General features: G+C 58.9%; 13 protein-coding genes, 1 tRNA gene and 2 pseudogenes. 12 read left to right on the top strand and 4 right to left on the bottom strand.

Features of this window, described 5'->3' with window-relative positions; genetic code table 11:
- Positions 1–51 precede the first annotated feature (51 nt).
- The 5 genes from AC07WT_RS29300 to AC07WT_RS29280 all read left to right on the top strand — a co-directional run bounded on the left by AC07WT_RS29300 (position 52) and on the right by AC07WT_RS29280 (position 5,460).
- Positions 52–1,143: a polysaccharide pyruvyl transferase family protein gene (locus AC07WT_RS29300; protein WP_494949637.1), complete on the top strand. Its 1,092-nt coding sequence runs from the start codon at positions 52–54 to the stop codon at positions 1,141–1,143.
- A gap of 54 nt (positions 1,144–1,197) precedes the next feature.
- Positions 1,198–2,073 carry a UTP--glucose-1-phosphate uridylyltransferase GalU gene (gene galU, locus AC07WT_RS29295; protein ID WP_494949636.1) on the top strand — a complete coding sequence of 292 codons (876 nt, stop codon included), beginning with the start codon at positions 1,198–1,200 and terminating at the stop codon, positions 2,071–2,073.
- 922 nt (positions 2,074–2,995) lie between these two features.
- Complete coding sequence (locus tag AC07WT_RS29290; protein ID WP_494949635.1) at positions 2,996–3,454, top strand: hypothetical protein; 459 nt, start codon at positions 2,996–2,998, stop codon at positions 3,452–3,454.
- Positions 3,455–3,562: 108 nt separating this feature from the next.
- Positions 3,563–4,144, top strand: coding sequence for a dTDP-4-dehydrorhamnose 3,5-epimerase (rfbC, locus tag AC07WT_RS29285; RefSeq protein ID WP_494949634.1), 582 nt, complete (start codon positions 3,563–3,565; stop codon positions 4,142–4,144).
- 101 nt (positions 4,145–4,245) lie between these two features.
- Positions 4,246–5,460 carry a hypothetical protein gene (locus AC07WT_RS29280; protein ID WP_494951070.1) on the top strand — a complete coding sequence of 405 codons (1,215 nt, stop codon included), beginning with the start codon at positions 4,246–4,248 and terminating at the stop codon, positions 5,458–5,460.
- 275 nt (positions 5,461–5,735) lie between these two features.
- On the opposite strand, the gene AC07WT_RS29275 is transcribed toward AC07WT_RS29280, so the two are convergent.
- Positions 5,736–6,548, bottom strand: coding sequence for an H-NS family nucleoid-associated regulatory protein (locus AC07WT_RS29275; protein ID WP_494949633.1), 813 nt, complete (start codon positions 6,546–6,548; stop codon positions 5,736–5,738).
- A 985-nt stretch (positions 6,549–7,533) separates the two neighbouring features.
- Here AC07WT_RS29275 and AC07WT_RS29270 point away from each other — a divergent pair.
- Positions 7,534–7,665: a hypothetical protein gene (locus AC07WT_RS29270; protein WP_494949632.1), complete on the top strand. Its 132-nt coding sequence runs from the start codon at positions 7,534–7,536 to the stop codon at positions 7,663–7,665.
- A 113-nt stretch (positions 7,666–7,778) separates the two neighbouring features.
- On the top strand, positions 7,779–8,105 hold the full coding sequence (locus tag AC07WT_RS29265; protein ID WP_494949631.1) for a hypothetical protein: 327 nt from the start codon (positions 7,779–7,781) through the stop codon (positions 8,103–8,105).
- A gap of 47 nt (positions 8,106–8,152) precedes the next feature.
- On the opposite strand, the gene AC07WT_RS29260 is transcribed toward AC07WT_RS29265, so the two are convergent.
- Together AC07WT_RS29260 and AC07WT_RS29255 are read right to left on the bottom strand one after the other, a co-directional pair.
- Positions 8,153–8,230: transfer RNA gene (locus AC07WT_RS29260), tRNA-Ile, on the bottom strand.
- Between the two features lie 362 nt (positions 8,231–8,592).
- Complete coding sequence (locus AC07WT_RS29255) at positions 8,593–8,802, bottom strand: hypothetical protein (RefSeq protein WP_494949630.1); 210 nt, start codon at positions 8,800–8,802, stop codon at positions 8,593–8,595.
- 942 nt (positions 8,803–9,744) lie between these two features.
- Here AC07WT_RS29255 and AC07WT_RS29250 point away from each other — a divergent pair.
- From AC07WT_RS29250 to AC07WT_RS29230, 5 genes and pseudogenes are all read left to right on the top strand, one after another.
- Positions 9,745–10,188, top strand: coding sequence for an EAL domain-containing protein (locus tag AC07WT_RS29250; protein ID WP_494949629.1), 444 nt, complete (start codon positions 9,745–9,747; stop codon positions 10,186–10,188).
- Positions 10,085–10,599: pseudogene (locus AC07WT_RS29245) on the top strand (EAL domain-containing protein); the annotation flags it as partial. The gene AC07WT_RS29250 and the pseudogene AC07WT_RS29245, both read left to right, overlap by 104 nt.
- Positions 10,600–10,621: 22 nt before the next feature.
- Positions 10,622–10,939 (top strand): hypothetical protein, encoded by a 318-nt coding sequence (locus tag AC07WT_RS29240; protein ID WP_494949628.1) that lies wholly within the window; start codon positions 10,622–10,624, stop codon positions 10,937–10,939.
- A 458-nt stretch (positions 10,940–11,397) separates the two neighbouring features.
- Positions 11,398–12,516, top strand: a complete 1,119-nt coding sequence (ald, locus tag AC07WT_RS29235) for an alanine dehydrogenase (protein ID WP_494951069.1) — start codon at positions 11,398–11,400, stop codon at positions 12,514–12,516.
- A 99-nt stretch (positions 12,517–12,615) separates the two neighbouring features.
- Positions 12,616–14,121: an EAL domain-containing protein gene (locus AC07WT_RS29230; RefSeq protein WP_494949627.1), complete on the top strand. Its 1,506-nt coding sequence runs from the start codon at positions 12,616–12,618 to the stop codon at positions 14,119–14,121.
- A 207-nt stretch (positions 14,122–14,328) separates the two neighbouring features.
- Here AC07WT_RS29230 and AC07WT_RS29225 read toward each other — a convergent pair.
- Positions 14,329–14,412: pseudogene (locus tag AC07WT_RS29225) on the bottom strand (HU family DNA-binding protein); the annotation flags it as partial.

The following is a 14,412-nucleotide window of genomic DNA, read 5'->3' as shown; positions in this document are numbered from 1 at the left end:
ACGGCGATTGATGGGTCCCACGCTTCAAAGGGGATGGATCGGCCTGCGTGTGTGACGGATATCGTCGGTCCGCGCAAGACGCGAACAATCGCATTTTTCGGATACTACGGCCGCCAGAACTTCGGCGATGACCTGTTCGGTTACCTGCTCGAGGCTATGTGCGCGCGCGTCCCTGGCGTTGACCCGCTGATTGTCGGGGCGTCAGAGCAGGTCGGACTGGCGCGTGCGTTCCATCTTTCCTTTGCGCGCAAGCTATGGAATCGCCCGGGAGTGATGGGCACGACGGCGCGCTTCGTCACGTACGTCGTCGCGCTGCTCAAAGCAGACGCTGCTATATTCGGAGGCGGTTCCCTGTTCGGCAGTGACGCGTCGGTGAAGTTTGCAAACCTTATTGCAAGCCTGGGCAGCAGGCTTGGCAAGCCGGTTGCAGCTGTCGGTGTGTCGGTCGGGCCATTCTCCAGCAGCGACCGACAATCCGCGTTTGCACAGATCCTTCGCAAGATCGGGCAGATCGCCGTACGCGACGAGTCATCAGTAATGACGGTGAAAGCCATGACCGGAGGTTGCTCTCCGAATTTGGGTGATCTGGCCTTTGCCCTGCCGGCGATATATCGACCCTCCTGCCGCGACCGGAAAAAGCGCACCCTGGTTGTCGCCGTGCATCTGGATGTCTATACGGAAGCGACACTCCAGATTCTGCAAGTCGCCGATCGTGCGCGCCTTGTGGATGAGGTGCACTTTCTCTCGCTTGACGGACCGAGCGCCGGGGTAACAGGTGACATCGCACGGATGTTCGTCCCCAAAAACGTAGCCGTTACACGCAGTCAATACGCCGGCCGTATCACCGCAGTGGTGGATGTCCTTGCATTGGCCTCCTGTGTCGTAACGTCCAAGCTCCACGGAGCAGTCACGGGTTTCGTGTATGGCGTACCTGCGTTGCTCTACTGCTACGAGCGCAAGTGCTCCCAGTTTCTCGCAGAAAACGGGTTACCCGGGCCTAAGGAACAATTCCCGGACGCAAGCGAATGCGTCGACACGGTCAGGCAACTGCTTGAAGACGGTGACGCGCCGAGGCGAATTCCGCACGGTCGCGCCCACTTGAACGCTTTCACAAACTTTCTTCAGGATGTGGCTGAACGCTAGCCGAGCTTTGTCCCGTCCGGTAACGATTGAGATATCAACCTGGAGCAGCACAGAATGAAAGTAACGAAAGCCGTCTTTCCGGTTGCCGGTCTCGGCACACGCTTTCTTCCCGCCACCAAGGCAAGCCCGAAAGAGATGCTGCCAATCGTCGACAAGCCGCTTATCCAGTACGCGGTTGAGGAGGCGATGTCGGCTGGCATCACCGAGATGATCTTTGTGACCGGCCGTAGCAAGCGCGCCATCGAGGATCATTTTGACAAGTCTTATGAGATCGAGGGCGAGCTTGAGGCGCGAGGCAAGGAGAAACTCCTTGAGCTCGTTCGCGGGATCAAGCCTAGTCACGTTGACTGCTTCTACGTTCGGCAGCCTGAAGCGCTTGGTCTCGGTCACGCTGTACTCTGCGCGGAAAAGCTCGTCGGTAACCATCCGTTTGCTGTCGTCCTCGCGGACGACCTGCTCTACGGCGTGCCGAGCGTCATGAAGCAGATGGTCGAAGTGTTCGACCACTATTACAGCTCTGTCATCGGTGTCGAAGAGATCCCACCGCAAGATACAAAATCGTACGGTATCGTTGACGGCAGGAAATGGGAGGAATCGATCATCAAGCTCTCGGGAATCGTTGAAAAACCCGCCCCCGACGTCGCGCCATCAAACCTCGGCGTAGTCGGCCGGTACGTGCTCAAGCCCCGCATCTTCAAGCACCTGCGCTCGATCAAGCCAGGTGCGGGTGGGGAACTGCAGCTGACTGACGCCATCCAGTCGCTCCTGTCGGATGAACAGGTGCTCGCATACCGCTACCACGGCGCACGATTCGATTGTGGCAGCAAGCTCGGTTACCTGAAAGGGACCGTCGATTTTGCCCTGCGTCACCCAGAGCTGGGAGAGCCCTTCGCAGAATATTTGAGCCAGAAATCACCCACTCCAGCCTGACTTGTGCCCATCAATTCGTGGCCCGGTGTAATGGCCGGCCCGCGATCTCGCGCCGGCAGCCGGGACGAAGCGAGCTACCGTCTCGCTCATCATACTCATGCGGGAGTCGATTGGGCGGCCGCGCCGTTTGCAAGTACAGGCGCGTGCCCCGGCCCCGCTCCTGCCGCGAAGATTGCGCCATAGTTGTTGACCTGCTCGGTGCTAAGTTTGTGTAGAACGTCTTTGCGCCGGTTGGCCGCCTGGCGGTCAGGAATCGTCGCTCCCTTTAAGGCGAGAGGCAGTCAAGGCCGCGACCTTATGCCCTAGCCTCGCGGGCCGACCCAAGCACTCCAGCGGGCTCCCCCCGAAGAGCATTCTCGAGGAAAACAGGCGAAACTCACGATCTCGACGCAGGAAAACACCCAAATATATCTCAATTCTCCCGCGCTTCGCTTTCGGAAAACAGCAAGAATACTTGGTCGAGCGGGTTCGTTCGACAAGCATGACGCTTGCGCTCCATGGAGGATGACGACGTAGCGAAGACCGGGGACGCATCATTCAAGACGGCTCAAATCTAACAATTCAGAATGTCAGAAGAACCAGACGACGCAGGCTTGCCGCTCAATGCAAACGCCGGCGCCTACACGTCTCGGCAAAGCCGTGATGGCGTCCCGCTATCGTACGTTGCAAAAAAGCTCAAGTGCGCCATTGAAGACTTGTACCTGCACGGCCGGCGGTGTTATGACGCGCGAAATGAATTGCGCAGGTGCATGTACTACCTTCTCGTAGCGCACCTGGCGTTGCATAACATGCTGGCAACTGCGAACGATCTGAGTCTGGTCGACAGGTTATTGGACGGTAGCAGCGAGAACCTTAACAGATGGTTACGCCTGGTTGAGCGTGAGGGTGACGTGCAGGGAATCGCAGATCTGGAAAACTGAGGATGTCAAGAAAGAACAAAGTGTTTAAGACAGCGCGCCCGGCACGGCGTCAAGACACGCGGCTGCTTTTGCCGATGCCTCGCTCTGAAGCCGATGAGCTGGTGTTGATGTACAGGGCAGCACTTGAGGCAGCGAAGATGGGGTATGCAGACGCACCGCTTGCGCGGCGACTCTACACGGGCATCCTGCTCACCCGCTTCCTCACAGATGCCGGACATGGGCTATTGGATGCCGACATGCTTGAGAACGCGGATAAGCAGCTCACAGCCATCTACGACCGCGGCAATGAAACCGGCGATTGGCAAATTCCGCCGGGGACCATTGCGCTTCTCACACAGGCTCTCAACGAACACGACAGACAACTTCGGGATACGCCGTTGCTTTTCCTCCTTGAGGCCAGCGATCGCCTGGACAAGATTATCGAGAAATCGGCTTCACCCGCAATTGAGTTGGTTAATTGACTAATCTGGTTTTCGAGCCGCTTTCGCGCTGAGACACTCCACCGGATTTATTTTCGCTTCTGGCTGAGTCTCGCGTCACGCACCGCACACTCCGTCCTTGGACAAGGAATGAGCACCTCCCCCTCTTTCGCTACCGAATCAATGCGTTGCCGCATACGCCATACCAACATCCGCGACGTGAAGATCGTCGAACCGCACCTCGGTCACGACGCCCGTGGGCTATCTTTTTATAGCTTCGACCAGGAGTGGTTTGAAGAGAATGTTGCCCGCGGGTACACCTTCGTCCAAGATCAGCATATGGTCTTTTCCCGCAACGTGTTGACCGGACTTCACTATCAGATACAGCAACCTTGTGGCCTGCTGCTGCGAGTGGTCAACGGCGACGTATTCGCTGTTGCACTGGATCTTAGACGATGGTCGGTCACGTTTGAGCGTTGGGTTGGTGAGCGTATTTCTGCGGCAAACAGCTGGCAGATGTGGATTCCCCCGGGGTTCGCCTATGGATTTCATGTGCGATCAGAGGTTGCCGAGGTACTCATCAGAACGACGTCGAAGCGTAACGAAACCTTTGAGCGGACAGTGTGCTGGAACGATCCCGAGGTCAATATCGCGTGGGGCGTGAAGTCGGAGCCTTTTGTGGCAGAGGCATCTTCAAGCTGCATCGGCTTTCCCGCTATCGAAGTCTTCTGAGGTGCGGCGCCGGAGCGTGCGGCACGACTGGTGCAGCCTGCGCAATCCTCATGCGCCACTCTACAACCTCTACATGCAGACTCGCTAAGGCCGAGGAGCTCATGCCAGACACGACCCCTCATCGATGGACTTTCGTGGCCCGCTTCCGGCGTGGTGGCTTTGGCTGGAAGTCGGCCCTGCCCATTCAGCGCTTAAAGGAAGCCGTCGGTGAAATTCGGCAGGTCGCCCGCTCGAGTCCCGTGCTTGCGGCCGAGGGCGCAGTGCTGCTGATCGAGAGACTTTCGCCTGCCTTGGAGCAAGTCGACAGTTCTTCAGGCGCCATCGGAACCGCCGTTAATCGCGCCATCGAAGCGCTTGTACCGGTCATTGCCAGTGCGCAGGTCGAGGAGTCCGTCAGACAGCGCTGGCTGGAGCGCCTCTTCGACGCGCTTCAGCAAGATCGGATGCCATACATCGAAGGCCTCGCGGATTTATGGGGCGAACTATGCGCGACGCCGGTTGTTGCGTCTGCATGGGCGGACCGACTCCTGCACGTCACGGCGCACGTAATCGGCCCCAACGGCGAGGGTGAATCGTTCGTGGGCGCGACCGCATGCATGAGCGCGCTGTATGGCGCACAACGATTCGACGAGCTGCTGGCGCTCGTCGAATCCGCACGCATGAAGTGGTGGCCATACCGCCAGTGGGGCCTGAAGGCGCTGGTCGCGCTCGGCAAGCCGGCCGAAGCGCTGCGTTATGCCGAGCAGTCGCGAGATAGTCATACGTCGGAAAGTGCAATTGCTATCGAATGCGAGTCGATTCTGCTGGCGTCCGGCATGAAAGACGAGGCCTACCGCCGCTATGCAATCGCCGCTAACCGGTCCGGAACATACCTGGCGACCTTTCGCGCGATTGCGAAGAAGTACTCCGAGCGCCCGCAATCCGTAATCCTGCAGGATCTCATTGCCAGCGAGCCTGGGTCGGAAGGCAAGTGGTTCGCTGCCGCGAAAGATGCGGGACTTCTCGATCTGGCGGCGTCCCTCGTCCGAACCAGCCCGACTGATCCGCGCACCCTCATAAGGGCAGCGCGCGAATTCGCATGGCAGCAACCTGGCTTTGCTATAGCTTGTGGGAAGGCGGCGTTGCATTGGATCGATGCTGGGGCGGGTTTCGACATGACAGACGCTGATGTGCTCGACGCCCTCGCCGCGCTTATCGATGCCGCGTCAGCGAACGGCGTGGAGCGGGACGCACTCAATGCGCAACTGCGCAACGAGATCGGGCAGAACACCACATCGTCATTCGTCGCAAGAGTCCTCGAACCCCATATCTGCTGACGATCTCTGAAGGCCGGGCTTTCCGCGGCGTCTTGGCAACACTGCCTCAGCATCGAAAGCGAAGTAGCCAAACGCATCGTGGTTTGTCACCTGCTTCGTCAGCCGCTGCGGAAACCAGGGCCGGCCGATGGGCAAATATAGAGAGCGATCTGCTTGGGATTAAGCCGTCGCTCCACTGTGAAGAACTCGTGTTTACTTTCGCGGGATGAAGCAGCACGCGAACTCACGGTGGCGAGAGGCATTCCATTTCAGTGAAGCGTCGCCCGCCGCCGAAATCACGCGGTCGTTTCACCTTCTCCACCGCTTGTCGACGCCGAGGATTGTGCGGGAGCTTCCACGACGGCGGTCGGCTGCTTGGCGGCGGCCTTCTTCGCCGGCGCTTTCTTCCCCGCAGCTTTCTTCGCCGGCGACTTTTTCGAGGCTACGGCAGCTTTCTTTGCAGCCGTTTTCTTCGTCGCAGCAACCTTGGTTGCAGCGCCCTTCTTAGCAACGGCCTTTTTCGCAACCGCCTTCCTAGCTGCGACCTTCTTGGTCGCGACGGTCTTGGCGGTGCCCTTCTTTGCTGCGACCGCCTTCGTCGCCCCGTCGCCTTCGCCAGCGCCGTCGATCAGGAACGCCGCACGGTCCTTTGCATCCGCTAGCCATGCTGGCGCTCGCCCGCGCCCGCTCCATGTCAATCCGCTTTGAGGATCACGATATTTCGGGGCCTGAGTTCCGCGAACATAGTTTCCGGGCTTCGCTGGCTTCTCCGCGATGCCGGTACTTTCCGCCGCGCCGTCAATCAAAAACTTGTTTCGGTCCTTTGCATCGGCGATCCATGCCGGAGCGCGGCCTCGGCCCGTCCATGTTGCACCGCTCTTGGGATCGCGGTACTTGGCTGCGACCTTTGTCGTCGCGACTCTATCGGCGGCCGGGCTATGTCCGCGCTTGCCCCTGGTGTGCGCTTCGATGTCCGCAATCGACACGCCGTGTCTGTCCATTAAATCGCGAATCTCAGCAATGACTTTCGACGACTGTTCCTTTGCCATTGCTTCTGCTTGCGCTTGAAGTTTTGCGATTTTCGCCTGAATACTATCGAGCGTGGTCATGGTTTCTCCCCTTTGGTTATTCATCGCCGCACTATGCCATATTCCGCCAAGAACTGTCAGTTTTGGGAAACTTTCGCTTTAGACGGCAAAACGGCGCGGGAGAAATAAGTCTTGAATGACAAACTTCGGTCGTTGCGCAGAATTTCCCACAATGTAGGCTCGCCCCTTGATGGTGAGCATGTGCTGTCCTCGGCCTCATCGCTTGAACTAGGAATGTCCAAGATCCGTCCCCTGCGAAACCAAAATGCGCAACAGACCGGCGGTCATTTCATACACGCACCGGTTTCCTCGCACTGACCAGTCTGTTGAATAGCGACTGAGTTTCGGAGCTCACTTAAAAGGAGACGGGTCATTTCGATTGAAACGTAGCCGCGAGACACGCAGTGCGTCTCATGTTCTGAACACCGCATATTGCTTATAATTTCTTTCTTTTTCGTTCGCCGAGGCGGCGCATGCGTCAAGAATGGCTCGATTTCATCCAGCGAATTAACTTGAACACTCCGATTTTGATGGCGCTGACCTCCGGCGCCATCGGCTCTGTCGTTAGTCTCGGGTGGATCACTGCATGGAAGGCCAGGGAACGCAAGCGGGGTCGCAGCAACATGGCGCTCGGAACTCGCATTGTCACTCGAAAGGTACGCCCGCACCTGCCGCACAACGATGCACAGGGCGGCATGGGCGGTCGCCGAATCCAGCAGCGGCGAAGCCAGCAAAGGCGTGTCCATTCCGCCGTTCGCCTATGCAGACGTTAATTGGGACGTCCTGGGTCGCAAAGTGATATCTGAGTTGCGCGAATATCCGGCTACTGTGCACAGCGTTCGCGAGTACGTGGAAGCTATCCGCGAGTTCGGTGTGCCGATAGACGTCTGCGCGCACGTCGAACTTGAATGCGCAAAGGGCCGCGGTATCCGCACTCGCGCTTGCTCGCACCACCCGCCGCCGACACGGCGTCGCAGCATGGAAGCCGGGCGCCAAAGATTCGGCGTTGGAGCGCGAACTCACCGACTTCATCAAAACGGCGGAAGAGAAGCGCAAAACGTCGCTAAAAGGACGGACTGATTTCCTGATTGATCGGTGTGCTTTTGCGCATCCGCGCGAAGAGCCGTCGGTCGGCTAATACCGAGCGTTTTAACCCCGACGCCCCAGACATGACTGCATGCGAATCCTTTCAGCCCCGCATTTTCCGCCTTCCGTTACGGCCCTGGCTTCGGCTTCGGCTCCGGACGACAGATGAAAGCAATAGCCACCGCAACCGAAATCCGCGATGTAATCTTCGAGCACTTCGAGCATGAAACGTTCAATGCTGGGAATACCAACTCGTGGTATGCGTTGGAGGCCTTCCGCGACATCGAAGCACGCTGGAGTTTTGCGCAAAGAACCGCGTGCGTCTTATCAAGCAACGAAGAACATCGTCATGAGGATTTACTCAACCGTGCCACGCGTACGGGCCTGCAATACGACCCGTCATCATCGAGCTTCGCGGCCGGACATCGCCGTTTTGCAGAAGGAATCGTTGCCCTCCAGGACGACGAGGGTGTCAAGAGTCGGTGGCTCTAACGTGCGCAGCAGCAGTCACTACTCGCCTCTGGCGACACAGCATTTGGTGGTGGGCCCGGCCGGACTTGAACCGGCGACCGATCGGTTATGAGCCGACTGCTACTGACCAACTGAGCTACAGGCCCTACAACCTGGAGCGGGTGAAGGGAATCGAACCCTCGTCTTAAGCTTGGAAGACTTCGGCTCTACCATTGAGCTACACCCATGACGGCCATGCATTCTGCCACAAATCCCGCGGCGGTTTGCTTCGTGAACATTCGACGCCGCTCAATTGGAGTCCTCCCCGCCCTGAAGGACGGGGTATCTCGGCGGGACCGGATGAAACGAACCTCAAGGATCGCCATCGCCGCAATCCCGCGATTCGCACAACCCGCGCGCAGCAGCACCTCCCCGCAACCGCAAGTTTTCCTGGCCAGGAGCGAACGGAACGACGGCACCGCCAGCGCCGCCCCGCTTAAAGTTCGCCATTTCGTTCTTCCGGCGTGAGTTAATGGACCATTCCAAAGCATGCATCTGCTGCTTCGGCCGGCGTTAATCCGGCGCGAAAGTAGCCACGGATCCGCTCTATGATCGTTGCATCAGGATGGTACGGCGGACGCACGTGATTCGCTGCGACAGCTTCATCAAACCAAGCGCACGTCCAAGCCTCCAGTTCGCGAAAGTATTCGGACGTGATCGGTTCTGATTCTTCAAGCATCACACAACTCCACTCATTCCTGGACGCGACCAGCAAGAGACCGCGCCGCAAATGCCTCAATTGCGCTGCACACGAAGTGAGCATTCATCGCCGGCGTACACCCTAAGCTGTCGGATAGCCTGATCGCACCAACGCATCGCGTTCGCCAGAACTAACAAGCTTTCATAGATCATGGCTCGCTAAGCGCCCGCTTCCGATTGGACAAGCACATCATGACCGCGCGAAGTGAGCTCGCGCACGTTCGCGGGCGTGACCCACGCGGTATTCATGCACCTTGACTTCTTTGGGTACGCCGATGCGCATTGTTGTCTCCTTTGCCTTTATCTTTAGCCGTTCAACCAGCAGCTGCAGTGCTTATCTCTGATCGGATGTCGAGCAGAATGCCTCAACACGCCGCTGGATCTCATATCGCCATCATCAAGGGGCGACTGGGGGCTGGCGGAAATACGCGCCAGGCGCCATCGTCATGGCGGAAGAATGCAATGTTGAGCGGTCCGGCCATGCGTAAAACTTCAAGAGTAACGTAGCGCGCACCGGTAGCAGTGCGCCCAAATTCTGTGACGCGCAACGGTCTCTCGTGCGTCGGAGCAACCCACTTATCGACCAGGGAGCGCAACGACGTTCTTTCAGTTTCCATGTCCGGCACCTTCACCGCGCACATACGCGAAGTCCTTGCCATGAATTGTCATGCGTCCGTCATCGAGGATTGCAGCGAAGTTGCCAAGCGGTGATCTGATTTCCCGCGTTAGATCGCGGAGTCGCGCAACTTTTACGCGGCGAATTTAAGTAAGGCGCGGATACAACGAAGGACACGCGAGTGTTCGCCAAGAAGCCGTTTCCAATGCACGGCGAATTCCAGGTGCACGCGACCTCTGATATCGGTATGGCGCTAAAGCCGTGCCATAATCCGAGTTCTAATATGAAACCCACCGCGCATTGGATATGCCACTCAGCGAACCAAGCTCTGCGTTGTTCAGGTGGGTGCCCTCTTCCGCGCCGGATCTGAGCGCGCACAATCGTCAAATTCTGCTTACCGGCCTGCGAATGGAGCATCAGCCCATCATCAAGATCGCCGATGGCTCGGTCTCGGGCCGCGAAGCGCTCGTCCGTTGGAGGCACACGACCCGTGGCGAGCTACCGCCTGCCGCTTTCATTCCCATCGCCGAGCGTACTGGATTGATTGTTGGCGCTGGGCGAGTGGGTGCTGCGACAGTCATGCGCGGATGCGGTGACCTGGCGCGATGCGGCGACCGTAGCCGTCAATGTGTCGCCTGTTCAACTACGCGAGGAGTCGTTCGCGTCAAGTGTGTCCGCCATTCTCCGGGCGACGAATCTGCCACCGCATCGATTGAACATCGAGGTGACGGAATCCGTAATTCTCAATGACGATGCCATTACCCGCCACAATCTCGCACAACTTCCGGATATGGAAATCAGCCTCGTGCTCGACGATTTGGAAAGGGCTTTTCGACGATGTCGACACTCGTTCGCTTTTCCTTCGACAAGCTCAAGATCGATGGATCGTTTGTGAAAGAGGCCTTGCACGAAAGCAAATCTACGGCGGTGATTCGGAGAATCATAGCGCTGGCGCGCGAAATTGGCATGCCGACCACAGCGGAAGGCGTGGAAACTAAGGAGCAACTGGAGTTTCTGCGCGCGTGCGGATGCACTCACGCCCAGGGGTTTCTGCTCGGGCGGCCGGTGCGCGGCGAATCCATCGCGCGCATTGGCGGCGCTATCGCGACGCATTGTCGAGGCAAGGAACAAGAATGCGAGCCCGGCCAAAGACCCGAATAGCAATCGGGACACGCGACAGGGTTTGTCTCTGAAAGCGTCGACGGATCCACCGGGAACGATGCTACATCAGCGCATAAAATCAATCACATTCGCCTGCATTTCTCCCGCCTGGCTCGCACAAATCCTGCGTCTGTCCGCTACCTTCGCTGAATTTTTTCAACTAACTCCCTGCATACTCGTCCTCGTTCCACTCCACGTTGGGGAACAGTTGGATTTTGTCGTTGTCGACACCGCACTGGTCTCCTCCGGTGCGGTTTTTTTTCAGGATCGTGAAGCAGCAGTGGGGTTTCTTCAGGCAGCGCTGCACCCAGGGATGGCGGCGTCGCCTTTTTTTCGTTGAACGATCGCCCTCCCGATCGCTACCGTAGCGACGGCACCCGGTGACCAATCGCAATAGATAGGCGTGCTCGCCGCCCTCAACCGGAGTTCTTCCTTCCCTGAGCGGACGAACTCCTGGACGCGCCAGGCGGCAACCTGTCAGCCTCGCATTGATGTGAGAAGTTTCAATCCAGCGCTCACGCCCGTCCGACCACGCCCTTCTTGCGTCGCCTCTCTTCGATGCGCTCCCGCAGTCGGACAGAGAGTCCTGGCAGCTCCATCGCGCCTCGCATGCGGCCGTTGGGTTACACCGCGCTCGCGCTCAAGGACGTTCGACTGCCACTGGTCGGTCTCGCCGATAAGCTGCACATTTCTCAAATCAACGCTGCGAAGCCGATCTGCACAGTGGAACTTTGCTCCAGGTCGCTGCTCGAGCTCGGCAACAATCGAAAAAGAGCACAAACTGCACAGGAGAACATAATGCGTGTCGGCGTACCGAAAGAGATAAAGAACCATGAATACCGCGTCGGCCTCACGCCGGCGAGCGTGCGGGAACTTACCGCCCGCGGCCACAATGTGGTGGTGCAGGCAAGCGCTGGCGAAGCTATTGGTCTCTCCGACGACCAATACCGATCCGTCGGCGCAGAGATCGTTGCGCAAGCTGTGGAGGTTTTCGCGCGCGCCGACATGATCGTCAAGGTCAAGGAGCCGCAGCCGGCCGAATGTCAAATGTTGCGGCCTGGCCAGATTCTTTACACATACCTCCATCTCGCGCCCGACCCTGAACAGACGAAGGCCCTGGCGGAATCGGGCGCCGTCTGTATCGCCTACGAGACCATCACCGGCCCCCACGGCGGCCTGCCGCTACTCGCTCCGATGAGCGAGGTTGCAGGACGCATGGCGGTGCAGGCAGGCGCCCACTACCTTGAGATTGCGCACGGCGGTCGGGGCCTCCTGCTCGGCGGCGTACCCGGTGTGGCGCCGGGGCATGTCGTCGTGGTGGGTGCCGGCGTGGTGGGCACAAATGCACTACAGATGGCTCTTGGACTCGGCGCACGTGTCACCGTGCTCGACAAGAGCGTTGATCGTCTACGTCAGCTCGATCTTGTGTTCGGTAACCGGATTAGCACCGTCTACTCGAATGCGCAGAGCATTGATGATGCAGTGCTCGATGCGGACGTTGTGATCGGCGGAGTCCTGATCCCCGGTGCAGCGGCACCTAAACTGGTGACGCGTCAGCACGTGGCCAGCATGAAAAAGGGAGCGGTGATGGTCGACGTAGCAATCGACCAGGGCGGCTGTTTCGAGACCTCACGCGTCACCACGCACGCCGAACCGGTCTATGTTGTCGAGAATGTCGTGCACTACTGTGTCGCAAACATGCCGGGCGCGGTAGCACGCACTTCAACGTTCGCGCTGAACAACGCCACAATCGGGCATGCGATCGCACTTGCTGACAAAGGCTGGAAGCGTGCGATGAAGGACGACATACATCTTCGCCGAGGGCTTAACGTCTGCCACGGACATGTCACGTACGAAGCGGTAGCCCGTGACTTGGGCTATCAGTATGTCGCGCCCGAAGCGCTATTGGAACAATAAGACGACCCTCTTCCCGCCCGCTGCCGGCAATTGCCAGACCGAAGTTTGAAAACGGCCATTGACCCATTCCGGTTGTTGGATAGCAAGCAAGCGCTCGCGATGGCATTGCTGCTCGTGATATCGGTGCCGTTGGCCCAAGCAGCGCCGACGCAGCAATTTGCTCGCACCCCAGCGCGAGGTGCAATCTCGATGCTTGGAGCGCCACCAGTCGAGTCGGTTTCCCCAAAAACCGCGGCGGCCATTCTTTTTGGGACGATCTGCCCGCTTCCCGCTGCCCTGCTGATGCCCGCAACGCTGGGTGGGGCGAATGTGGCTCTCATCGAGCCGGCGGGCGCGCCGCCGCTGCATTGCATCTCGTTGCACGACGGACCGGACATTGGACACACCAGCAACGTCTCCCGGCTCGAAGCCCGTGTGCCAAGTCATTCCCCGTCGCCCGTCACGGGCGCGGCAGCCGTTAGCCTGACTAGCGCGGCGTCCGGCATCGACATCGATGCCCGCGATTCAGTCACCTCCTTAGGTGTTACTTTTCGCGTGCAGGGATTTGCCGATGCGTCGGCCACCTCGCTTCTGCCGACCGGCTGCGGATCGAATGATTCGTGTGACCGTCTCGCACAGCCTGCCGAGCCTGCACGGCCTGACGGGGCGGCTGGTGCGGATCGATCGGCGCGCGAGCCGGGCGCCGCCGGACCACATGAGCCTGCAAGGATACCAATCAAACCTCACCGGCTGTCATGGCTGGGCTTCTGGCTGGCGTCGTGGCTGATGCTCCTGGGCCTGTCTGCGCTGGCGTGGATTTCGTTCAAACGCCAATTCGGTCCCGATGCAAGGCTGATGCGCGCTGCCCGGATGGGACTAAGAAAAGGGGAGTTCCGTCTGGAATACCAGCCAGTGTTCAGCCTACGCGAAGGCCGGTGCGTAGGAGTCGAGGCTCTTATCCGCTGGACAAATACGGAGTACGGCTCGCTTGGACCAGCGCATTACATGAGCCGTCTCGAGCAGACGACGCTAATCGGCCCGCTAACCCGGTTCGTGCTCTCAACCGCGGCCCGTGAACTTGGACCGCTGGTGGCCGACAGTTCCCTGTACGTGGGCGTCAATGTATCCAGATCACACATGCAGAGTGCAACGTTTGTGTCGGATGTGGGCAGGGCGGCCAAAGGAATCCTTTCCCAACTGGTTCTTCACATGCCAGAAAGCCATTGTGCAAGGCCGACGGCGAAAGTCCTCAATGCCCTTGCGGTATTGAGAGCAAAAAAGGTGCGGTTTGCGCTCTCTGCCGTGGGTACGACAGCGGTGCATCCGGACCTGCTGAAAGTGTTTGCCTTCGAGATGATCAAGATCGACCGGCAGGTACTGGCTCTTGATGCGGAGGAGCGCGGGCGACGCCTGACAGCGGTGGTCGATGCCGCTCGCCCGTTCGGCGCAACCGTTGTTGCTGAGGGCGTGGAAAGCGCCACCCATCACACGGTGGTCAGCCGGTCAGGAGCCGATTTCGGGCAGGGCTTCTTCTATGGTCGAACCATGGTCATCAGTCTGCTGCTGACGTTTCTCGAGGCCGGTGGAACTTCACTGCGGATGCAGAAGACAGGACCACGGCGATGACGAACAAGCAGGCGGCCCGTGAAGCGCTACAACTCCTCACACGCGAGCTTGCCAGCGCCGAGGCGCTTATGGCACTCGGTGCACTCGTAAGTGCGCTTCAGGACCTCTGTGGGCATCTCGGTCGTCCGGAAGGTGCTCGCACGGTTCATCCGGTAGTGGCACCGCAGTGCAAGCGCCAAAACGATGACCGGCTATATGCCCAGCGATCTATCGCTTGCCGGCGTTGACCGCTTCCTTGAACGCCTTGCCCGCCGTAAAATTCACGGTCTTCGCGGCAGCAATCTGGATTTC

Source organism: Paraburkholderia sp. GW821-FHT02A12, assembly GCF_059422005.1.
Note: the sequence above shows the minus strand (reverse complement) of the source record. Positions and strands in the feature narration are given on the sequence as shown.

Bases quoted from the DNA above. Each gene is read 5' to 3' on its own strand.
- galU (WP_494949636.1), top strand. From the start codon at position 1,198: ATGAAAGTAACGAAAGCCGTCTTTCCGGTTGCCGGTCTCGGCACACGC.
- AC07WT_RS29290 (WP_494949635.1), top strand. From the start codon at position 2,996: ATGTCAAGAAAGAACAAAGTGTTTAAGACAGCGCGCCCGGCACGGCGT.
- rfbC (WP_494949634.1), top strand. From the start codon at position 3,563: ATGAGCACCTCCCCCTCTTTCGCTACCGAATCAATGCGTTGCCGCATA.
- AC07WT_RS29280 (WP_494951070.1), top strand. From the start codon at position 4,246: ATGCCAGACACGACCCCTCATCGATGGACTTTCGTGGCCCGCTTCCGG.
- AC07WT_RS29275 (WP_494949633.1), bottom strand. From the start codon at position 6,548: ATGACCACGCTCGATAGTATTCAGGCGAAAATCGCAAAACTTCAAGCG.
- AC07WT_RS29265 (WP_494949631.1), top strand. From the start codon at position 7,779: ATGAAAGCAATAGCCACCGCAACCGAAATCCGCGATGTAATCTTCGAG.
- AC07WT_RS29255 (WP_494949630.1), bottom strand. From the start codon at position 8,802: ATGCTTGAAGAATCAGAACCGATCACGTCCGAATACTTTCGCGAACTG.
- AC07WT_RS29250 (WP_494949629.1), top strand. From the start codon at position 9,745: ATGCCACTCAGCGAACCAAGCTCTGCGTTGTTCAGGTGGGTGCCCTCT.
- ald (WP_494951069.1), top strand. From the start codon at position 11,398: ATGCGTGTCGGCGTACCGAAAGAGATAAAGAACCATGAATACCGCGTC.
- AC07WT_RS29230 (WP_494949627.1), top strand. From the start codon at position 12,616: ATGGCATTGCTGCTCGTGATATCGGTGCCGTTGGCCCAAGCAGCGCCG.